The following is a 24,011-nucleotide window of genomic DNA, read 5'->3' on the forward strand; positions in this document are numbered from 1 at the left end:
TACCCCCATGTCCCGTCGCGACGGCGACGCCCTTCCCCTGACCGGGGCCCAGCGCGAGATCTGGCTCGCCGAGCAACGCTCCCGGACACCGATTCCCGGCTACCGCGTCGGTGAGTGCCTGGAGATCCACGGGCCGGTCGACCCGGAGCTGTTCGAGACCGCACTTCGCCGGGTGGTCGACGAGGTCGACGCCCTGCACGTGACCTTCGTCGACGAGGGCGAGGGCCCGCGCCAGGTCCTCCGTGAGACCTGGGACTGGGCGCCGGTACACCTGGATCTCAGCGGGGAGCCCGTACCCCGTGAGGCGGCCATGGAGTGGATGGAGCGGGACCTGCTGCGCCCGCTGGACCTCGCGCGCGACCCGCTGTTCGGGCACGCTCTGGTCCGGCTGTCGCCGACCGAGTATCTCTGGTACCTGAACTACCACCACGTGGTGCTGGACGCGATCAGCAGCTCCATGGTCCGCCAGCGGGTCGGCGAGGTGTACTCGGCGCTCGCCGAGGACGGTGCCGTGCCGCCATCGCCGTTCGGCTCGCTACGGGACCTGGTCGACAGCGACGAGGCCTACCGTGCGTCGGCGGACTTCACCGCCGACCGCTCCTACTGGACGGAACGCTTCGCCGACCGGCCGGGACCGACGCGGCTGACCCGCACGGCCCCGGCCGACCCGGACCGCGCGCTCCGGTTGGCCGAGGAGCGGGAACTGCGGCGCCCGGACGCGCTGCGCGCGGCGGCGGGAAGGATCGGCGTCCGCTGGTCCCGCCTGGTGGTCGCGGCGGCGGCGCTCTACGCACATCGGCTGACCGGAACGCAGGACGTGGTGCTCGCCCTACCCGTCACGGCCCGTCGGTCCGCCGACCGCGACCTGATGTCGGTGCCGGGCACGATGTCCAACGTGGTGCCCCTGCGGCTGACGGTACGACCGGACATGCCGTGGCGCGACCTCGTCGCCCAGGCGGCGCGGGAGGTCGAGGCGGCCGTCGCACACGAGCGGTACCGGAGCGAGGACCTGCTGCGGGACCTCGGGATGCCCGGCAGCATCGGGACGGCGTTCCCGCTGATCGTCAACATCATGGCGTTCAACTCCCGGCCGACCTTCGCCGGTCACCCCGCCTCCGTGCACCACTTCGTGTCGGGGTCGACCAGCGACCTGGCCGTCTGGGTGTTCGACTACCGGGACGGCAACCCGCCGTTGCTCAGGCTCCACGGCTCGCCCGAGGCGTACGGTGAGGACGACCTCGCCGCCCATCAGCAGCGGCTGATCTCCCTGCTCGACGCCGTCGCGGACTGGGACCCGGACGAGGTGCTGGGCCGGATCGACCTGCTCACGGCCGAGGAGCACCACCAGGTGGCGGCCCTCGGCACCGGGCCGACGGTGGAACTCCCGGCCGAGACCCTGCCGGAGCTGTTCCGCAAGCATGTGCGGGCGGCGCCGGATCTGGTGGCGTTGGTGTGCGGGGACGTTTCTCTGACCTTTGCGGAGCTGGACGAGCGGGCGAACCGGCTGGCGAACGCCCTGGTCTCGCGGGGCGCGGGGCCGGAGCGGCTGGTGGCGGTGGCCCTGCCGAGGTCGGCCGAGCTGGTGGTGGCGATCCTCGCGGTGCTCAAGACCGGGGCGGCCTACGTCCCGCTCGATCCCGAGTACCCGGCCGCCCGGATCGCCCTCCTGCTCGATGACGCACGCCCGGCCCTGCTGGTGACCGACACCCTCAGCGAGGGCAGGCTGCCGGGGAAGGGTTCCGTCGACCGGCTGGTCATCGACGACCCGGCGACGGCCGAGCTGGTGGGTGGTCTGTCAGCGGCTGACCCGATGGCGGCCGTCGACCCGGGCCACCCGGCGTACGTCATCTTCACCTCCGGCTCCACCGGCAGGCCCAAGGGCGTGGTGCCGACCCACGGCGGCCTGCTCAACCTGCTCACCGACCTCCGGCAGGTCCACTTTCCGCCGGCGACGGGCGGACGGCAGCGACTGCGGGTGGCCCTGACGACGTCGGTGTCGTTCGATGCCTCGTGGAACCAGCTGCTCGCCCTGTTCGCGGGGCACGAGCTGCACGTCCTGGACTACGAGACCTGGACCGACCCCGACGCCTTCGTCGGCTACGCGGCGCGCCACGGGCTGGACTACATCGAAGCCACCCCTTCCTACCTGCACGTCCTGGTCGCCCACGGGCTCCTGGGCGACCAGAGGTGGCGTCCGGCGCTGGTCGCGGCCGGTGGCGAGGCCGTCCCGGAGCGGCTGTGGGAAGAACTGCGGGCGGCGGACGGGGTCTCCTGCCTCAACCTCTACGGACCGTCCGAGTGCACCGTCAACCCGGTGGTCGCCTCCGTGGGGTCGAGTCCGCTCCCGGTCATCGGCCGGCCCGCCGGCAACGTCCGGCTGTACGTGCTCGACGGCGCCCTGCGGCCGCTGCCGGCCGGTACGCCGGGCGAGCTGTACATCGCCGGGCCCTGCCTGGCCCGCGGCTACCTCAACCGGCCGGGCCTGACCGCCGGGCGGTTCGTGGCGGACCCGTTCGGTCCGATTGGCACGCGGATGTACCGCACCGGCGACCGGGTGCGGTGGGGCACGGACGGGAACCTGGAGTTCCTCGGGCGCACGGACGATCAGGTCAAGGTCCGGGGCTTCCGGGTGGAGCTCGGCGAAGTCGAGGCCGTCCTCGCCGAGCACCCGCAGGTCGCCCGGGCCGCCGCCATGGTGCGTACCGAGGACGAGCCCCGACTGGTCGCCTACGCCGTCGCCGAGCCCGGCGCCACGGTCACCGACACCGCCCTGCGCGAACACCTCCGGGAGCGGCTGCCCAAGCACATGGTGCCGTCCATCGTCGTGCTGCTGGACGCCCTGCCCCTGACTCCCAACGGCAAGCTCGACCGGCGTGCCCTCCCCGCGCCCGACCGGCAGCCCGCCGACCCGGGCCGTGCTCCGCGCACCGCGACCGAGCACCTGCTCGCCGGGCTGTTCGCCGAGGTGCTCGGCGTGCCGGAGGTCGGCGCCGACGACGACTTCTTCGACCTCGGCGGGCACTCCCTGCTGGCCACCCGGCTGGTCGCCCGGGCCCGGTCGGTGCTCGGCGTGGAGCTGGGGCTGCGCGACCTGTTCGACGCGCCGACGGTGGCGGAACTGGCGGCGGCGGTGGACATCGCCGGCCGGGCGCGGCCCGCGCTGTCGCGACGCGAGCGTCCCGACACGGTGCCGCTGTCCTTCGCGCAGCGCCGACTGTGGTTCCTGCACCGCATGGAGGGCCCGAGCGCCACCTACAACATCCCGCTGGCGCTGCGCCTCGGCGGAACCCTCGACGAGCGGGCCCTGGAGGCGGCCCTGACGGACTTGGTCGAGCGGCACGAGAGCCTGCGCACCGTCTTCCCCGTGGCCGACGGCGTTCCGTACCAGCGGGTGCTGGAGGCCGACGAGGCCCGGCCGCGGTTGAGGGTGACCGAGGGCGGCGAGCGCGGCCTGCCGCAGCGGCTGGCGGAGGCGGCGCGGTACGGCTTCGAGCTCTCCGACGAGCCACCGCTGCGTGCCGAGCTCTTCCGGCTCGGCACCGAGGACCACGTGCTGCTGCTGGTGGTGCACCACATCGCCGGTGACGGCTGGTCGGCGGGCCCGCTCCTGCGGGACCTGCGGACCGCCTACGCGGCCCGTACCGAGGGCGCGAAGCCGGAGTGGTCGCCACTGCCGGTCCAGTACGCCGACTACGCCCTCTGGCAGCAGGAGCTGCTCGGCGACGGCTCGGACCCGGACAGCCTGCTGAGCGGCCAGCTCGCGTACTGGAGGGGGCAGTTGGCGGACCTGCCCGACCAGGTGGAGCTGCCCTTCGACCGGCCCCGCCCGGCGGTGATGTCCTACCGGGGTGCCCACCTGCCGGTGCAGGTCGACGCCGAGCTGCACGAGGGCCTGCGCGAACTCGCCCGCGACGGTGGCGCCAGCCTCTTCATGGTGCTCCAGGCCGGTCTGGCCGCCCTTCTGGGCAAGCTCGGCGCCGGCACCGACGTCCCGATCGGCACGCCGATCGCGGGACGCACCGACGAGGCGTTGGACGACCTGGTCGGATTCTTCGTCAACACCCTGGTGCTGCGCACCGACCTGTCCGGCGACCCGTCGTTCACCGAACTGCTGGGCCGGGTGCGCTCCGACGCGCTGGCCGCGTACGCGCACCAGGATGTGCCGTTCGAGCACCTCGTGGAGGCACTGAACCCGACCCGGACACTGGCGCACCACCCCCTGTTCCAGACCATGCTCGCCCTGCAGAACGCCCCGCTCGGCGCCTTCGACCTGCCGGGGCTGCGGGTGACGACCGACCTGGTGCACACCGGCACGGCCAAGTGCGACCTGACCTTCATCCTGGCCGAACAGCCGGGTACGGAGGGGCTGTCGGGCGTGGTCGAGTACAGCACCGACCTGTTCGACGAGGGCACCGTGGCGGGGATCGTCGACCGGTGGCTGCGGCTGCTGCGCGCAGTCGTCGCCGACCCCGGTCGGCGGATCGGCCGGGTGGACGTGCTGTCCGCCGAGGAGCTCCGCGCGCTCCTGCCGGCCGAGGCCGACCGGAGCGGGGAACAGCCGGAGAGCAGCCTGACCGCGCTGTTCGAGCGGCAGGCGCGGGCCGACCCGGCCGCGGTCGCCCTCACGGACGGCGAAGTCAACCTGACGTACGGCGAGCTGAACGCCCGGGCCAACCGGCTCGCGCACGCGCTGATCGGCCGGGGTGTCGGCCCGGAGCAGTTGGTGGCACTGGCGCTGCCGCGCTCGGCCGAGCTGGTCGTGGCGGTACTGGCGGTGCTCAAGGCCGGCGGCGCCTACGTGCCGGTGGACCCGCAGTACCCGGCGGCCCGGATCTCCTACCTGCTCCAGGACGCCCGCCCCGCACTGCTGCTGACGACTCGTCAGATCGGTGACCTGCCCGGTGCGGAGTCCGTGGACCGGCTCCTGCTGGACATCGCCGACCTGGACGGCCTGCCGGACACGGACCCCGCGGTCGCCGTCGATCCCGGTCACCCGGCGTACGTCATCTACACCTCGGGCTCCACCGGGAAGCCCAAGGGCGTGGTGGTCCCGCACCGCAACGTGGTGCGGCTGTTCGGCACCACGCGGGCGCTGTTCGACTTCTCCGCCGAGGACGTCTGGACGCTCTTCCACTCCTACGCCTTCGACTTCTCGGTCTGGGAGCTGTGGGGCCCGCTGCTGTACGGCGGCCGGCTGGTGGTCGTGGACCACGAGACCAGCCGCTCGCCCGGCCGGTTCCTGGAGCTCCTCGCCCGCGAGCGGGTGACGGTGCTCAACCAGACGCCGTCCGCCTTCTACCAGCTGATGCAGGCCGACGCCGAGCACCCGTGCGAACTCGCCCTGCGGACCGTCGTGTTCGGCGGCGAGGCCCTGGAGCCCGCCCGCCTGGCGCCCTGGTACGAACGGCACCCGGACGACGCGCCGCGGCTGGTCAACATGTACGGCATCACCGAGACCACGGTGCACGTCACCTACGCCGCGCTCGACCGTTCGGCCGCGACCGCGGGGGCGGCCAGCGTGGTCGGCGCCGCGATCCCCGACCTGCGCGCCTACGTGCTGGACCCCCACCTGCGGCCGGTGGCCCCGGGCGTGGCCGGCGAGCTGTACGTGGCGGGCGCCGGTCTGGCGCGCGGCTACCTGAACCGGCCCGGCCTGACCGCCGGGCGCTTCGTCGCCGACCCGTTCGGACCGCCGGGATCGCGGATGTACCGCACCGGCGACGTGGTGCGCCGGGCTGCGGAAGGCAGCCTGAGCTACGTCGGCCGGGCCGACCAGCAGGTGAAGGTCCGCGGCTTCCGGATCGAGCTCGGCGAGATCGAGGCGGCCCTGGCCGCGCACCCCGGCGTCGCCCAGACCGCCGTCCTCGCCCGGCAGGACCGGGCCGACGACACCCGCCTGGTCGCCTACCTGGTCCCGGCCGCCGGTGCCGCACCGCGCCCGGCCGACCTGCGTGAGCACCTGACCGAGCGGCTGCCGGAGCACATGGTGCCGTCGGCGTACGTCGTGCTGGACGCGCTGCCGTTGACCGCCAACGGCAAGCTGGACCACCGGGCACTGCCCGCCCCCGACCTCGCCCCGGTGGTCACCGGTCGCGCGCCGCGCACCCCGCGGGAGCAGGTCCTCTGCGAGCTGTTCGCCGAGGTCCTGGGCGTGGCGTCGGCCGGCGTCGAGGACGGCTTCTTCGACCTGGGCGGGCACTCCCTGCTCGCCACCCGCCTGGCCGCCCGGATCCGTGCGACGCTCGGCGTGGAGATGCCGCTGCGCACCCTGTTCGAGGCGCCGACCCCGGCCGGCCTGGCCGCCGCACTGGCGGCGGCCGGACCGGCGCAGGCGGCGCTGGTACGGCGCGAGCGCCCCGAGCTGGTCCCGCTGTCGTTCGCGCAGCGGCGGCTCTGGTTCCTGCACCAGCTGGACGGCACCGGCGCGAACTACCACATCTCCCTGGCCTGGCGGCTGTCCGGGGACCTGGACCGCCGGGCAATGGAGGCAGCCCTCGCGGACGTGGTCGGGCGGCACGAGAGCCTGCGGACCGTCTACCCGGCCGTCGACGGTGTCCCGTACCAGCAGGTGCTGGGCGTCGTGGCGGCCCGCCCGCGGCTGCTCGTGCGCCGGACCGCCGAGGCCGAGCTGTCCGCCCTGATGGCGGCGGCGACGGACCGGCCGTTCGACCTGGCGGGTGATGCGCCGCTGCGGGCCGGCCTGTTCGAGCTGGCGTCGGACGAGCACGTGCTCCAGGTGGTGCTCCACCACATCGCGGGTGACGGCTGGTCGCTGGGCCCGCTCGCGCAGGACCTGACCGCCGCCTACGCGGCGCGCTGCCGCGGCGAGGAGCCGCGCTGGAAGAGCCTGCCGGTCCAGTACACCGACTACACCCTCTGGCAGCACGAGCTGCTCGGCGAATCCACTGACCCGGACAGTCCGTTCGCCCGCCAGGCGGCCTACTGGACACGGCAGTTGGCCGGTCTCCCGGAGCGGATCCAGCTGCCCGCCGACCGGTCCCGCCCGGCGGCCGCCTCGCGCCGGGGCGGCTTCGTGCACGCCGGACTGGACGCCGAGATGCACCGCGGTCTGCGCGAGCTCGCCCGCGAGCACGGCACCAGTCTCTTCATGGTCCTCCAGGCCGGCCTGGCGGCGCTGCTGAGCAAGCTCGGCGCGGGCGACGACATCCCGGTCGGCAGCCCGGTCGCCGGCCGGACCGACCAGGCGCTGGACGAGCTGGTCGGCTACTTCGTCAACACCCTGGTCTTCCGCACCGACACCTCGGGCGATCCGACCTTCGCCGAGCTGCTGGGCCGGGTCCGGGACACCTCGCTGGCCGGGTACGCCCACCAGGACCTGCCGTTCGAGCACCTGGTCGAAGCCCTCAACCCGGTGCGCTCGCTGGCGCACCACCCGCTGTTCCAGGTCATGCTGGTGCTGCAGAACGCGCCCCGGGCCGACTTCGCGCCACCCGGGCTGCACGTCGAAGACATGCCGTTGACCACGACCACTGCCAAGCTCGACCTGATCTTCACCATGTCCGAGCGCCAGGCGCAGGACGGCACCCCGGAGGGGATCGACGGGCTCGTCGAGTACGCCGGCGACCTCTACGACCCGGCCACCGTCGAGACGATGTTCGGCCGCTGGGAGCGGCTGCTCCGCGCCGCGGTCACCGACCCGCAGCAGCGGCTCAGCCGGTTCGGCGTGCTCTCCGCGGAGGAACGCGATGACCTGACGGCACTGGGCACCGGACCGGAGGTGGAGCTTCCGGCCGCGAGCGTGCCGGAGCTGTTCCGGGCGCAGGTGCGGGCGACGCCGGACCTGGTGGCGCTGGTGTGCGGGGACGTCTCGCTGACGTACGAGGAGTTGGACGAGCGGGCGAACCGGCTGGCGCACGCCCTGATCGCGCAGGGCGCGGGGCCGGAGCGGCTGGTGGCGGTGGCCCTGCCGAGGTCGGCCGAGCTGGTGGTGGCGATCCTCGCGGTGCTGCGGACCGGGGCGGCCTACGTCCCGGTCGATCCCGAGTACCCGGCCGCGCGGATCGGGCACATGCTGGAGGACGCCGGCCCGGTCCTGGTGGTGACCGATGCCCGGGCCCGGGACCGGCTGCCGGAGGCCGGCCCGGCCGGGTGGCTGGTGCTCGACGACCCGGCGGCGGCCGCCCTGGTGGCCGACTGCCCGGCGACGGACCCGCTGGTCGCCGTCGACCCCAGGCACCCGGCCTACGTGATCTACACCTCCGGCTCCACCGGCAGGCCCAAGGGCGTGGTGTCGACCCACGGCGGCCTGCTCAACCTCTTCGTCAGCCAGCGGCCGCTGCTGTTCCCCCGGCGGACGAAGGAACGGCTGCGCATCGGGCTGACCACCTCGGTGTCGTTCGACGCCTCCTGCGACCAGCTGTCCAGCCTGTACGCGGGCCACGAACTGCACGTCCTGGACGAGGCGACCTGGTCCGACCCGGACGCCTTCGTCGACTACGTCACGCGCGCCGGCCTGGACTACGTCAACGCCACCCCGTCCTACCTGCACGTGCTCGTCGCACGGGGGCTCCTGGACGACCCGGGGCGCCGTCCCGCGGTGGTCTCGATGGGCGGGGAGGCCGTTCCGGAGCAGCTGTGGGAGCAGCTGCGGGCGGTCGAGGGCGTGTCCTGCCTGAACTACTACGGGCCGACCGAATGCACGGTGGACGCCGTCGTCGCACCGCTGGGATCGAGTCCGCGCCCGGTGATCGGCCGGCCGCTCGGGGGCATCCGGCTGTACGTCCTCGACAGCACGCTGCAGCCGGTGCCCGCGGGCGTGGCGGGCGAGCTGTACCTCGCCGGAGCGGGCCTGGCCCGCGGCTACCTGAACCGGCCGGCGCTCACCGCGGGGCGGTTCGTGGCGGACCCGTTCGGTCCGAGCGGCACGCGGATGTACCGCACCGGCGACCTGGTGCGCTGGGGCGCCGACCGGAACCTGGAGTTCCTCGGCCGGACCGACGACCAGGTCAAGGTCCGGGGCTTCCGGATCGAACTCGGCGAGATCGAGGCGGCGCTGGCGGAACACCCGCAGGTCGCCCAGGTCGCGGTGACCGTCCGGGAGGACCGGGCCGGGGACGCGCGGCTGGTCGCCTACCCGGTGGCCGTCGCCGGGGCGGAACTCCAGCCGGAGGAGCTGCGGGCACACCTGCGCGAGCGACTGCCGGACCACATGGTCCCGGCCGCCTTCGTGCCCCTGGAGGGCCTGCCGCTGACAGCCACCGGCAAGCTGGACCGGCGCGCGCTGCCCGCACCCGTCCTCACCGCGCCGCGGACCGGCCGGGCCCCGCGCACCCCTCAGGAGCAGGTCCTCGCGGAGCTGTTCGCCGAGGTACTGGGCGTCGCCGAGGTCGGCGCCGACGACGACTTCTTCGACCTCGGCGGGCACTCCCTGCTCGCCACCCGGCTGGTCGCCAGGGCGCGTGCCGCCCTCGGGGTGGAACTGGAGCTGCGCGCCCTCTTCGAGACGCCGACGGTGGCCGGGCTGGCCGCCGGGCTCGGCGGGGCCGGCCGGGCGAGGCTCGCGCTGCGCCGCGCGGAGCGGCCCGAGACGGTCCCGCTGTCCTTCGCCCAGCGACGGCTGTGGTTCCTGCACCAGCTGGAGGACGCCGGCTCCGTCTACAACATGCCGCTGGCGTGGCGGCTGACCGGCGACCTGGACCAGGACGCCCTGCGGGCGGCGCTCGGCGACGTCGTCGCCCGGCACGAGAGCCTGCGCACGATCTACCCCCAGGTCGACGGCGTCCCCCGCCAGGAGGTGCTGGACGCCCGAACGGCACCACCCCGACTGGCCGTCACCCGCGTGGGTGAGGCGGACCTGACGGAGCTGCTGACGGCAGCGGCGGCGAACGGATTCGACCTCGCGACCCAACCGCCGCTGCGCGCAGAGCTGTTCGAACTGGCGCCGGACGAGCACGTGCTGCTGGTGGTGATGCACCACATCGCGGGCGACGGCTGGTCGCTGGGCCCGTTGTCCGCCGACCTGGCCACCGCGTACGCGGCACGCCGCCGGGGCGAGGAGCCGCAGTGGGCTCCGCTGCCCGTGCAGTACGCCGACTACACCCTGTGGCAGAACCGGCTGCTCGGCGACGCGGCCGACCCGGACAGCCTGTTCGCCCGCCAGGCGGACCACTGGACGCGGACCCTGGCCGACCTTCCGGAGCAGCTCCGGCTCCCCACGGACCGCCACCGCCCTGCGACCCCCTCCTACGCCGGCGGGCACCTCGACGTCGAACTGGACCCGGAACTGCACGCCGGGCTGGTCCGGTTGGGCCGGGAGCACGGTGCCAGCGTGTACATGGTGCTGCAGGCCGCCCTGGCATCGCTGCTGGACAAACTCGGCGCGGGCACGGACATCCCGGTCGGCAGCCTGGTCGCCGGCCGGACGGACCAGGCGCTGGACGAGCTCGTCGGGTTCTTCGTCAACACCCTGGTGCTGCGCACCGACACCTCGGGCGACCCGACCTTCGCGGAGCTGCTGGCCAGGGTCCGGGAGGGCGCGTTGGCCGCCTACGCTCACCAGGACCTGCCGTTCGAGCACGTCGTCGAGGCCCTCAACCCGGCCCGGTCGTCGGCCCGCCAGCCGCTGTTCCAGGTGCTGCTCGCGCTGCAGAACGTGCCCCGCACCGAGTTCGCGCTGGACGGTCTGGGCTCCGAGATCCTCCTGGTGCGCACGCCCACCGCGATGTTCGACCTCGGCTTCCACCTGCTGGAGCGCGGCGGCACCGGCGGGCCGGCCGAGGGCATCGTCGGGCGGGTCGAGTACAGCACCGACCTGTTCGACCGCGCCACGGTGGAGACGCTGTTCGCCCGGTGGCTGCGGCTGCTGGCGGCGGTGGTCGCCGAGCCGGAGCGGCCGCTGAGCCGGATCGAGGTCCTCACCACCGAGGAGCGGCACGAGCTGCTGGTCGCCCGCAACGACACCGCCCGCCCGGTCCCCACGGCTGATCTGCCCGCGCTGTTCGAGGCGCGGGTCCGGGCGACCCCGGAGGCTCCGGCCGTGGTGTTCGAGGGCACCGAGCTGACCTACCGCGAGCTGAACCGCCGGGCCAACCGCCTGGCCCACGCGCTGATCGCGCGCGGCGTGGGCCCGGAGCAGGTCGTCGCGCTGCGGCTGCCGCGTTCGGCCGAGCTGGTGGTCGCCGTCCTCGCGGTGCTCAAGACGGGCGCGCCGTACCTGCCGGTCGACCCGGACTACCCGGCCGCCCGGATCGCGTACATGCTGGAGGACGCGGGCCCGGCCGTGGTGCTCGACGACCTCGCCGCCGTCACGGCGGACGGGGACCTGCCGGAGCACGACCCGGCCGTGGCCGTGGACGGGCGCCGTCCCGCCTACGTCATCTACACCTCCGGCTCCACCGGCCGGCCCAAGGCCGTGGTGATGCCCGCCGCCGGGCTGCTGAACCTGCTGGAGTGGCACCATGAGGTCGTCGGCGGTGAACCCGGCACGCGCACCGCGCAGTTCACCGCGATCAGCTTCGACGTCTCGGTGCAGGAGGTGCTCTCCGCACTGCTCTACGGCAAGACGCTGGTGGTGCCGACCGAGGAGCAGCGCCGCAGCGCCGAGCTGTTCGCCCACTGGCTGGACCGGCACGAGGTGGCCGAGCTGTTCGCGCCGAACCTCGTGGTCGAGGCACTCGCCGAGGCCGCGGAGGAGGCCGGGCTGGACCTGCCGGCCCTCCGACTGGTGGCCCAGGCCGGCGAGGCGATGCGCCTGGGCGGTGCGGTGCGCCGCTTCCAGGCCCGTCGGCCGGGCCGGGTGCTGCACAACCACTACGGGCCCGCCGAGACCCATGTGATCACCGCCTACTCGCTGCCGGCCGACCCCGCCGGCTGCCCGTTGCCGGTGCCGATCGGCCGCCCGATCGCCAACTGCCAGGTGTACGTGCTGGATTCGGCGCTTCGACCGGTAGCCCCCGGGGTGCTGGGCGAGCTGTACCTCGCCGGGGCGGGGCTGGCCCGTGGCTACCTGAACCGGCCTGGGCTCACCGCCGGGCGCTTCGTCGCCAACCCGTACGGTCCGGCCGGTGCCCGGATGTACCGCACCGGCGACCTGGTGCGCTGGCGTGCCGACGGCGAGCTGGAGTTCGCCGGGCGGGTGGACCACCAGGTGAAGGTCCGCGGGTTCCGGGTCGAGCCGGGCGAGATCGAGGCCGAGCTGACGGCGCATCCGGGCGTCGCCCAGGTCGCGGTGCTCGCCCGGGAGGACCGGATCGTCGCGTACGTCGTCCCGGTGGCCGGGAGCGGGGCGACCGCGGCGGCGCTGACGGCGTACCTGCGCGGCCGGGTGCCGGAGTACCTGGTGCCGTCGGCGTTCGTGCTGCTGGAAGTGCTGCCGCTGACGCCGAACGGGAAGCTGGACCGGGCGGCGCTGCCGGCGCCCGAGGCCACGACCAGGGAGACCGGCCGGGCGCCGCGCACGCCGCAGGAGCAGATCCTGTGCGAGCTGTTCGCGGAGGTGCTGGGCCGGGGCCAGGTCGGGGTCGACGACGACTTCTTCGACCTGGGCGGGCACTCGCTGCTCGCCACCCGGCTGGTCTCCCGGGTCCGGGCGACCCTCGGGGTCGAGCTGGAGCTGCGCCGCCTGTTCCGGACCCCGACACCGGCCGGGCTCGCGGCCGGGCTGCACGACGCCGCCACCGCGCGGCAGGCCCTGGTGCCCCGGCCCCGCCGTGAGCCCATGCCGCTGTCCTTCGCCCAGCGCCGGCTCTGGTTCCTCCAGCAGTTCGGGGCACCGAGCGCCACCTACCACATGCCGCTGGCCCTGCGGCTGAGCGGCGAGCTCGACCGGGACGCGCTGAGCGCCGCGCTCACCGACGTGCTGGCCCGGCACGAGACCCTGCGGACCGTCTTCCCGCACATTGCGGGCATCCCGCACCAGCGGGTGCTGGACCCCGCGGAGGTGCCCGTCCCGCTGACCGTGCGGGCGGCCGGCGAGGCGGAGCTGCCCGCCCTGCTGCGCGAGGCGGCGGTGCGCGCCTTCGACCTGACCTCGGAAGTACCGCTGCGGGCGGAGCTGTTCGCGGTCGCGCCGGACGAGCACGTACTGCTGCTGGTGATGCACCACATCGCCGGTGACGGCTGGTCCATGGGCCCGCTGGCCCGTGACCTGGCCACCGCCTACGCCGCCCGGCGGGATGGCGGGTCACCCGCCTGGCCGCCGCTGCCGGTGACGTACGGCGACTACACACTGTGGCAGCACGAGATCCTCGGCGACGAGCACGACGGGGACAGCCTCTTCGCCCGGCAGGTCCGGTACTGGAGCGAGGAGCTGGCCGGGCTGCCCGAGCAGCTGCAACTGCCGGTCGACCGGCCCCGCCCGGCCACCATGTCGTACGGCGGAGACCTGCTGGAACTCCGGATCGACGCCGAACTGCACGCCGCCCTCCTGGGGTTGGCGCGACGGTCGGGGGCCAGCCTGTTCATGGTGCTGCAGGCGGGCCTGGCGGCGCTGTACACGCGGCTGGGCGCGGGCACGGACATTCCGATCGGCAGCCCGATCGCGGGCCGGACCGACGAGGCGCTGGACGAGTTGGTCGGGTTCTTCGTGAACACGCTGGTGCTGCGCACCGACACGAGCGGTGATCCGAGCTTCGGCGAACTGCTGGGGCGGGTGCGGGAGACGGCGCTGTCGGCGTACGCGCACCAGGACGTGCCGTTCGAGCACCTGGTGGAGGCGCTGAACCCGGCCCGGTCGCTGTCGCACCACCCGTTGTTCCAGACCGGGCTGGTGGTGCAGAACGCGCCCGGCGGGGACTTCCGGCTGCCCGGCCTGCGGGTCTCGGGGGTGAGCGTGCTCACCGGGACCGCGCGGCTCGACCTGACCTTCGGGTTCGCGGAGGAGCACGGGCCCGACGGCGCGCCGGCCGGGCTCAGCGGTGCGGTCGAGTACAGCACCGACCTGTTCGACCGTTCGACGGTCGAGGCCCTGGTCGCCCGGTGGACCAGGCTGCTGGCCGCGGTCGCCGCCGCGCCCGACCAGCCGATCGGCGGGATCGAGCTGCTGTCGGCCGAGGAGCGCCGCGAGCTGCTGCCCGCCGTCGAGGGCGGGGCGGCCGGGGTGAGCCTGCCGGAACTGTTCGCCGCGCAGGTGGCGGTGGTGCCGGACGAGGTCGCGCTGGTGTGTGGTGACGCGGAGTTGACGTACCGGGAGTTGAACTCCCGGGCGAACCGGTTCGCGCATGCGTTGGTCGCGCGGGGTGTGGGTCCTGAGCAGGTCGTGGCGGTGGCGTTGCCGCGTTCGGTGGAGTCGGTGGTGGCGGTCCTGGGTGTGCTGAAGGCCGGGGCGGCGTACCTGCCGGTGGATCCGGCGTACCCGCGGGCGCGGATCGACTTCATGCTGGCGGACGCCTGCCCGGCGATGCTGGTCGACGACCCGGCGATGGTGGGCGACGGAGACCGGCCGGACACGGATCCGGTGGTCGCGCTCGACGTCCGGCACCCGGCGTACGTGATCTACACCTCGGGTTCGACCGGCCGCCCCAAGGGCGTCGTGGTGAGCCACGCCGGGGTGTCGGGCCTGGTGGCGGCGCAGGTCGAGCGGCTCGGCGTGTCGCCGGGCAGCCGCGTCCTCCAGTTCGCCTCGCCCAGCTTCGACGCGTCGTTCTGGGACCTGTGCAGCGCCCTGCTGACCGGTGCCACCCTCGTGCTGGCCCCCGCCGAGGCCCCGTTGGAGGCCCTGACGGACCGCCGGCTCGGCGTCACCCATGTGACGCTGCCGCCCTCGGCCCTGGCGGCAGTGGACGGTGCCGATGTCACGGCCGGCACCCTGGTGGTGGCGGGCGAGGCGTGCCCGCCGGAGCTGGTGGCGCGCTGGGCCCCGGGGCGCCGGATGGTCAACGCGTACGGCCCGACGGAGACGACGGTGTGCGCGACGATGAGCGCCCCGCTGGCGGCGGGCTCCGGCGTGCCGCCGATCGGCCGGCCGGTCGCGGGCTTCCGGGTGTACGTACTGGACGAGCGACTGCGCCTGGTGCCGCCGGGCGTCGCGGGGGAGCTGTACGTCGCGGGGCCGGGGCTGGCGCGCGGCTATCTGAACCGGCCGGGCCTGACGGCGGGTCGGTTCGTCGCCTGCCCGTTCGAGGCGGGCAGCCGGATGTACCGCACCGGGGACGTGGTGCGGCGCCGGGCGGACGGTGAGCTGGAGTACGTCGGCCGCGCCGACCAGCAGGTGAAGGTGCGCGGCTTCCGCGTCGAACTCGGCGAGGTCGAGGCCGCCCTGGCCGAGTACCCCGCCGTCGCCCAGGCCGCGGTCGTGGCCCAGGGCGACCGGCTCGTCGGCTACGTCACGGCTCGTCCGGACGCGACCGTCCGTCCGGCGGAGCTGGCGGCACACCTGCGCGACCGGCTGCCCGACTACCTGGTGCCGGCCGTGTTCACGGTGCTGGACGTGCTGCCGCTGACGCCCAACGGCAAGCTGGACCGCGCCGCGCTGCCCGCACCCGACCTCGGTTCGGCCGAGGTCGGCCGGGCGCCGCGCACGCCGCAGGAGCAGATCCTGTGCGAGCTGTTCGCGGAGGTGCTGGGCCGGGGCCAGGTCGGGGTCGACGACGACTTCTTCGACCTCGGCGGGCACTCCCTGCTCGCCACCCGGCTGGCCGCTCGGGTGCGCTCGGTCCTCGGCGTGGAGCTCGGGCTGCGCGCGCTCTTCCAGGCGCCCACGGTGGCGGGTCTGGCGGGGGCGCTGACGGAGTCCGGCAGTGCCCGCCCGACGCTGACCGCGCGGGAGCGGCCGGAGGCCGTGCCGCTGTCCTTCGCCCAGCGTCGGCTCTGGTTCATGCACCGCATGGACGGCAGCGCCGCGACCTACCACATCCCGCTGGCGCTCCAGCTGACCGGAACGCTCGACCGGGCGGCGCTGGACGAGGCGCTGGCCGACGTGGTGGCCCGGCACGAGAGCCTGCGGACGGTGTTCCCGGAAGTGGGCGGCGTCCCGTGCCAGCGGGTCCTGGACCCGGCCGAGGCCCGGCCCCGGGCCGGGCTGACCAAGGTCTCGCAGGCCGAACTGCACCACTGGCTCGCCGAGTTCGCCCGGCGGCCCTTCGACCTGGCGGCGGAACCGCCGCTGAGGGCTGAGCTGTTCGCGGTCGCGCCGGACGAGCACGTGCTGCTGCTGGTGATGCACCACATCGCCGGTGACGGCTGGTCCACCGGCCCGCTGGCCCGTGACCTGGCCGAGGCCTACGTCGCCCGCTGCCAGGGCCGCGAGCCGGACCGCGACGCTCTGCCGGTGCAGTACGCCGACTACACGCTCTGGCAGCGCGAGCTGCTCGGCGACGCCGCCGACCCGCAGAGCCGGTTCGCCGAGCAGCTCGACTACTGGAAGCGCCAGCTGTCCGACCTGCCGGAGCTGATCCAGCTGCCCGCCGACCGGCCTCGGCCGGCCGTCGCCGGTTGGCACGGGGACCACGTCGGTCTGGAGCTGGGACCCGAACTGCACGCCGCTTTGACCGAGTTGGCGCGGAACACCGGCACCAGTCTGTTCATGGTGCTGCAGGCGGCGCTGGCGGCGCTGTACACGCGGCTGGGTGCGGGGACGGACATTCCGATCGGGAGTCCGATCGCGGGGCGGACCGACGAGGCGCTGGACGAGTTGGTCGGGTTCTTCGTGAACACGCTGGTGCTGCGCACCGACACGAGCGGTGATCCGAGCTTCGCCGAACTGCTGGGGCGGGTGCGGGAGACGGCGCTGTCGGCGTACGCGCACCAGGACGTGCCGTTCGAGCACCTGGTGGAGGTGCTGAACCCGTCCAGGTCGCTGTCGCACCACCCGTTGTTCCAGACGATCCTCGCCGTGCAGAACGCGCCGATGGGTCGGTTCTCGCTGCCCGGCCTGGAGGTCGCCACCTACGCGGTGGCCACCGGAACCGCCAAGTTCGACCTCGGGGTGAGCCTCGTCGAGCAGTTCGGTCCGGCCGGGGAACCGGCCGGGATCCTCGGCGCGGCGGAATACGCCACCGACCTGTTCGACCGCTCGACGATCGAGGCCCTGGTGCGGCGCTGGACGCTCCTGCTGGAGGCCGTCACCGCCGATCCGGACCGGTCGATCGGGGGGATCGACCTCCTCGACTCCGACGAGCGGAGCCAGCTGCTGGAGCGGGGCAACGCGACCGCCCGCGAGGTGGCCGCCGTGCCGGTGCCGGAGGCGTTCGCGGTGCAGGTGGCGGCGACGCCGGACGCGCTCGCCCTGGTGTCCGGCGATGTCGAGTTGACGTACCGCGAGCTGAACTCCCGGGCGAACCGGTTCGCGCATGCGCTGATCGCCCGGGGCGTGGGTCCGGAGCAGCTGGTGGCGGTGGCGCTGCCGCGTTCGGTGGAGTCGGTGGTGGCGGTCCTGGGTGTCCTGAAGGCCGGGGCGGCGTACCTGCCGGTGGATCCGGCGTACCCGCAGTCACGGATCGACTTCATGCTGGAGGACGCCCGCCCGGCGCTGGTGGTCGACGACCCCGCCATCGTGGTCGAGGGCGACTGGCCGGACTCCGACCCTGAGGTCGCCCTCGACGTCCGGCACCCGGCCTACGTGATCTACACCTCGGGTTCGACCGGCCGTCCCAAGGGCGTCGTGGTCGCCCACGGCGGCGTCGCCAGTCTGGTCGCCGCCCAGATCGAGCGGTTCGCGATCGCACCCGACAGCCGGGTGCTCCAGTTCGCCTCGCCCAGCTTCGACGCCTCGGTGTCGGAGATCTTCACCGCCCTGCTGCGCGGCGCCGCCCTGGTGCTGCCCCCGGCGGCGGAGCCGGTCGCCGCGCTGACCGACCCGGGCCTCGCGGTCACCCACGCGACCGTGCCCCCGTCCGTCCTGGCGGCCCTGCCGGAGGGCGCGGTGACGGTGTCGACCCTGGTGGTGGCGGGCGAGGCCTGCCCGCCGGAGCTGGTGGCGCGCTGGGCCCCCGGGCGCCGGATGGTCAACGCGTACGGCCCGACGGAGACGACGGTGTGCGCGACGATGAGCGACCCCCTCGCCCCGGGTTCCGGCGTACCGCCGATCGGGCGGCCGATCGCCAACGCGCGGGTGTACGTGCTGGACGAGCGGCTGCGCCCGGTGCCGCCCGGCGTCCCCGGGGAGCTGTACGTCGCGGGCGCGGGTCTGGCGCGCGGCTACCTGAACCGGCCGTCCCTGACGGCGGGTCGCTTTGTCGCCTGCCCGTTCGGGGCGGTCGGGAGCCGCATGTACCGCACCGGGGACGTGGTGCGCTGGCGCGCCGACGGCCAGCTGGAGTACGTCGGCCGCGCCGACGACCAGGTGAAGGTGCGCGGCTTCCGGGTCGAACCCGGCGAAGTCGAGTCGGCTCTGGCCGAGCACCCCGCCGTCGCCCGGGCCGCCGTCCTCGCCCAGGACGACCGGCTCATCGGCTACGTCGTCCCCCACCAGACGGAGGCCCGCGACAGCGCCCTGGAAGCCGACCACGTGGGCGAATGGCAGGACATCTACGACGCCCTGCCCATCACCCCCGAGGAAACCGCCTTCGGCCAGAACTTCGTCGGCTGGAACAGCAGTTACGACGCCAGCCCGATCCCCGCCGAGCAGATGAGGGAATGGCGCGACGCCACCGTGGCCCGCATCCTGGCCCTGCACCCCCGCCGGGTACTGGAGGTCGGCGTCGGCACCGGCCTGCTCCTCTCGCAGATCGCACCGCACTGCGAGACCTACTGGGCGACCGACTTCTCCGCCACCGCGATCGACGCGCTGGCCGCCCAGATCGCCCGGCAGGAGCAACTGGCCGACCGCGTCGTGCTGCACACCCGCCCGGCGCACGACACCGACGGCCTACCCGCCGGACACTTCGACACCATCGTCATCAACTCGGTCGTGCAGTACTTCCCGTCCGCCGACTACCTCACCGACGTGATCGAAAAGCTGATTCGACTGCTCGCCCCCGGCGGCGCGCTCTTCCTCGGCGACATCCGCAACCTGCGACTGCTGCGCCCGCTGGCCACCGCCGTCCAACTCCACCGGGTCGGCGACGGCGCCGACCTCACCTCGGTGCGGCGCGCGGTGGAGCAGTCCCTCCGGGTGGAGAAGGAGCTCCTGGTCGACCCGGACTTCTTCACCGTCCTGCGGGAGAACGGTGCGGACGTCGGTGCGGACGTCGGCGCGGTGGCCGTGGAGGTCAAGCGGGGCCGCCACCACAACGAGCTGACCCGCTACCGCTACGACGTGACGCTGCACAAGCCGCCGGTCACCCCGACGGCCCCGGACCGGTCGGTCGAGCTGGCGTGGGGGCAGCAGGTCGCCGGGCCGGCCGAACTGCGCGAGCTGCTCGCCCAGCCGTCCGTCGGAGTGCTGCGGATCACGGGGGTGCCGAACCGCCGCGTGGCGCGGGAAGCCGCGCTGGCCCGGGCGGTGCAGAACGGGGACGGCTCGCTCGCCGAACTGCTGGAACGGCTGCACGCCCCGGAGGACGCCGACCTCCCCGACCCGGAGGACTTCCACGCCCTCGGGTCGGAGTCCGGCCGCTCGGCGGTCGTCACCTGGTCGGCCGCTGCGGCGGACGCCGTGGACGTCGTCTTCACCGACCCACAGGCGCTCCACCGCTCTCCGGTCGAGGCCTACCGGCCCGCCCGGGCCACGGGCCAGGCGCTGTCCTCGCTGACCAACCGCCCGACCGGCGGCCGGGGCACCGGCGCCCTCCTGGGCGAACTCCGTGACTGGCTGCGGAGCCGGCTGCCCGATTACCTGGTCCCGTCGGCGTTCGTGGCGCTGGAGGCACTGCCGCTGACCGCCAACGGCAAGCTCGACCGCCGTGCGCTGCCGGCCCCCGACCTCGGTCCCGTCGCTGTCGGACGGGCGCCACGCACCCCGCAGGAGCAGCTCCTCGCCGAGCTGTTCGCCGAGGTGCTCGGCCTGGCACAGGTCGGCGTCGACGACAGCTTCTTCGACCTCGGGGGGCACTCCCTGCTGGCGACCCGGCTGGCCTCCCGGGTCCGGGCCACCCTCGGCGCGGAGCTGGAGGTCCGGACGCTGTTCGAGAGCCCGACCGTGGCAGGGCTGGCGGCCCGCCTGGACGGCTCCGGAGCGGCGAGGCCCGCGCTGATCGTCCGGCCGAGGCCCGAGCGGGTGCCGCTGTCCTTCGCCCAGCGCCGCCTGTGGTTCCTGCACCGGATGGACGGGCCGAGCGCCACCTACAACATGCCGCTCGCGCTCAGCCTGACCGGCGAACTGGACCGCCCGGCCCTGCGCGCCGCGCTCGCGGATGTGGTCGCCCGGCACGAGAGCCTGCGGACGGTCTTCCGTGAGACGGACGGCACGCCCCACCAGGTCGTGCTGAGCGCCGCGCAGGCGCACCCCGCACTGCCGGTGGTCGAGCTCGACGAGAGCCGGCTGGCGGAGCGCCTGGCGGAGACGGCGCAGTGCGGCTTCGACCTCGCGGCGGAGCCGCCGGTCCGGGCGGAGCTGTACGCCCTGGCCCCCGACCGGCACGTGCTGCTGGTCGTGGTGCACCACATCGCCGCCGACGGCTGGTCGATGGGCCCGCTCTCGGGTGACCTCGCCGCGGCCTACGCGGCCCGCTGCCGGGGCGAGGCCCCGCAGTGGTCCCCGCTGCCGGTGCAGTACGCCGACTACAGCGCCTGGCAACGCGACCTGCTCGGTGACGCCACCGACCCGGACAGCCTGTTCGCCCGGCAACTGGCCTACTGGAAGGAGGAGCTGTCCGGCGTCCCGCAGCAGCTGCAGCTGCCCGCCGACCGGCCGCGGCCGCCGGTGGCCTCCCAGCGGGGCGACCGGGTCGTGGTCCGACTGGACGCCGAACTGCACCAAGCCCTGCGGGACTTGGCCGCCGCGCGCGGCGCCAGCATGTTCATGGTGCTCCAGGCCGGACTCGCGGCCCTGCTCACCCGGCTCGGCGCCGGCACCGACATCCCGATCGGCAGCCCCATCGCCGGCCGGACGGACCAGGCGCTGGACGAGCTCGTCGGGTTCTTCGTCAACACCCTGGTACTGCGCACCGACACCGCAGGCGACCCGGGCTTCTCCGAACTCGTCGGCCGGGTCCGGCAGAAGGCGCTCACCGCGTACGACCACCAGGACGTGCCGTTCGAGTACCTGGTCGAGGTGGCCAACCCGGCCCGGTCGCTGGCGCACCACCCGTTGTTCCAGATCATGCTGGCCCTGCAGAACGCGCCGCTCGGCGAGTTCGCGCTGCCGGGGCTGGAGACCGGCCACCTGGAGGCGCCGACCGGGACCGCGCGGGTCGACCTGACCTTCAGCCTGGCCGAGCAGTTCCGCCCGGACGGCGCCCCCGACGGCCTGGTCGGCGCGGTGGAGTACGCGACCGACCTGTTCGACCCGGCCACCGTGGAGCTGCTGTTCGAGCGCTTGGCCCGGCTGCTGCGCGCGGCGGTCGCCGACCCCGACCGGCCGATCAGCCGGATCGACATCATGCCCGTCGAGGAACGCCGCCGACTGCTCGCCGGGTCCAACGGTGCAGTGGCCGAGCTGCCCGGAGCCGCGGTACCGGAGTTGTTCGCCCGCCAGGTGGGGGCCACCCCGGAGGCCGTCGCGGTCGTGGCCGGCGGCACCGAGCTGACCTACCGGGAGCTCGACCTGCGGGCCAACCGCCTGGCCCGGGCACTGGTCCGCCAGGGCGTGCGGCCGGAGACGCCGGTCGCGGTCATGCTGGACCGCTCGGCGGAGCTGGTCGTGGCGATCCTGGCGATCATCAAGGCCGGTGGCGCCTACGTGCCGCTGGACTCGCGCTTCCCCTCCTCCCGGATCGACCTGATCCTGCGGGAGAGCGGGGCGGCCCTGGTGCTCACCCAGGAGGTGACCACCGCGCTGGTGCAGTCCGAGGCCGCCGATCCCTCCGGCTTCGAAGTTCCCTGTGAACCCGGGCAGTTGGCGTACATCATGTACACCTCCGGCTCGACCGGTCGGCCGAAGGGCGTGGCCGTCACCCACCGTGACGTGGTGGGTCACGCGCTGACCCCCGAGTTCCGCGGCGGCGGACACGAGCGGGTGCTGATGCACTCCCCGACGGCCTTCGACCTCTCCACCTACGAGCTGTGGGTGCCGCTGCTCAACGGCGGCCGGGTCGTGGTCGCACCGCCGGAGCAGCTCGACCTCGACCTGTTGCAACACACGATCACCTCGAACGGGGTGACCGGACTGTGGCTGACGGCCGGACTGTTCCGCCTGGTCGCCGAGGAGCGCCCGGGCCTGCTCGCCGGGGTGCGCGAAGTGTGGACCGGCGGCGACGTGGTCTCCCCGGCCGCCGTCGCCAGGGTGCTGGCGGCCTGCCCCGGCATCGAGGTGGTCAACGGCTACGGGCCCACCGAGGCCACCACCCTGGCCACCTGCCACCCGGTGGGCGTCCTGCCCGAACACGCCGCGACCGTGCCGATCGGCCGGCCGATGGCGAACATGCGCGCCTACGTGCTCGACGACAGGCTGCGCCCGGTGCCGACCGGCATGGTCGGCGAGCTGTACCTCGCGGGGACGGGCGTGGCCCGCGGCTACCTCGGGCGGGCCGGCCTGACGGCGGAGCGCTTCACCGCCGACCCGTACGGGCCGCCCGGGAGCCGGATGTACCGCACCGGCGACCTCGCGTCGTGGCGGGCCGACGGCACGCTGGACTTCGCCGGACGCGCCGACCACCAGGTCAAGCTGCGCGGCCTGCGGATCGAGCCCGGAGAGATCGAGGCGGTCCTGGCGGGCTGCCCCGGCGTCGCCCAGGCGGCCGTCGTCGCCCGGGAGGATCGGCCGGGCGACAAGCGGCTGGTCGCCTACCTGGTGCCCGCCCCCGAGGGCGCGCCCGAGGCGGGCGAGCTGGCCGGCCGGCTGCGCCGTGACCTGCCGGACTACATGGTGCCGGCGGCGTTCGTCACCGTGGACGCGCTGCCGCTGACCGCCAACGGCAAGCTCGACCGTGCCGCCCTGCCGGCCCCCGAGTACGGGGCGTCGGACGCCGGGCGCGGACCCCGGACGCCGCAGGAGCAGCTGCTGTGCGGCCTCTTCGCCGAGGTCCTCGGCCGGGAGCAGGTGAGCATCGACGACAACTTCTTCGACCTCGGCGGGCACTCGCTGCTGGCCGCCCGGCTGGCCTCCCGGGTCCGCGAGACGCTCGGCCTGGAGCTGGGCCTGCGGATGCTGTTCGAGGCGCCGACCGTCGCCGGTCTCACCGAGCGGCTGCTCATGGACGATCCCGACGACGCGTTGGACGTGGTGCTGCCGCTGCGTTCGACCGGGACCGGGACACCGCTGTTCTGCATCCACCCCGGCGGCGGCATCAGCTGGTCGTACAGCGGACTGCTGAACCACCTCGGCCCGCAGCACCCGGTCTACGCCATCCAGGCGCGTGGCCTCGGCCGGCCCGAAACCCTGCCGACGTCCTACGAGGAGATGGCGGCCGACTACGCCGACCAGATCCAGAAGATCCAGTCGGAGGGTCCGTACCTGCTCCTCGGCTGGTCCGCCGGCGGGCTGATCGCCCACGCGATCGCCTGCGAGCTCCAGGCCCGCGGCGAACGGACCGAACTGCTGGCGATCCTCGATGCCTACCCGGTGAAGGACGTGCAGTTCGCGGAGGTGCCGGTGCCCACCGTGCGCGACGTGCTCGTCGGGGTGCTCGATGTCGACCCGGACGAGCTGGGCGACCAGGAGATCACCTACGCCGAGGTCGCCGAGGTCCTGAACCGGCGGGGCAGCGCGCTGGCCGGCCTGAACGAGCGACAGATCGAGGTGATCGTCGAGATCATGATCAACAACGCCAGGCTGGCGGTCGACTTCGTCCCCGGCGACTTCGACGGAGACCTGCTGCTGTTCAACTCCACGATCGACCGGGCCGAGGACAACGCGGGGCCCGAAATCTGGCGCCCGTACGTCGCCGGCCGGATCGAATCGCACGAGATCACCACCCGGCACGACCGGATGACCCAAGCCGGCTCGCTGGCGCAGATCGGACCGATCCTGGCCGCCAGGCTCGCCGAGGCCACCGGTGACACCGATCGTGCCGATGGCGCTGGTAACGCCGATCGCGCCGATGGCACCACCACCCTTTCCCACCAGGAGGACTGAC

At 74.1% G+C, this 24,011-nt stretch carries 1 protein-coding gene; it reads left to right on the plus strand.

What is annotated here, in order from left to right; genetic code table 11:
- Positions 1 to 7 precede the first annotated feature (7 nt).
- Entirely contained in the window at positions 8 to 24,010 is a 24,003-nt protein-coding gene (locus tag ACFWPI_RS25525) for a non-ribosomal peptide synthase/polyketide synthase (RefSeq protein WP_380425049.1), read from the plus strand.
- The last annotated feature ends 1 nt before the right edge of the window (position 24,011 follow it).

It is taken from the genome of Kitasatospora sp. NPDC058492, from assembly GCF_042720685.1.
Classification (GTDB): Bacteria; Actinomycetota; Actinomycetes; order Streptomycetales; family Streptomycetaceae; genus Kitasatospora.

Coding starts and splice junctions, on each gene's coding strand:
- ACFWPI_RS25525 (WP_380425049.1), top strand. CDS start 8: ATGTCCCGTCGCGACGGCGACGCCCTTCCCCTGACCGGGGCCCAGCGC.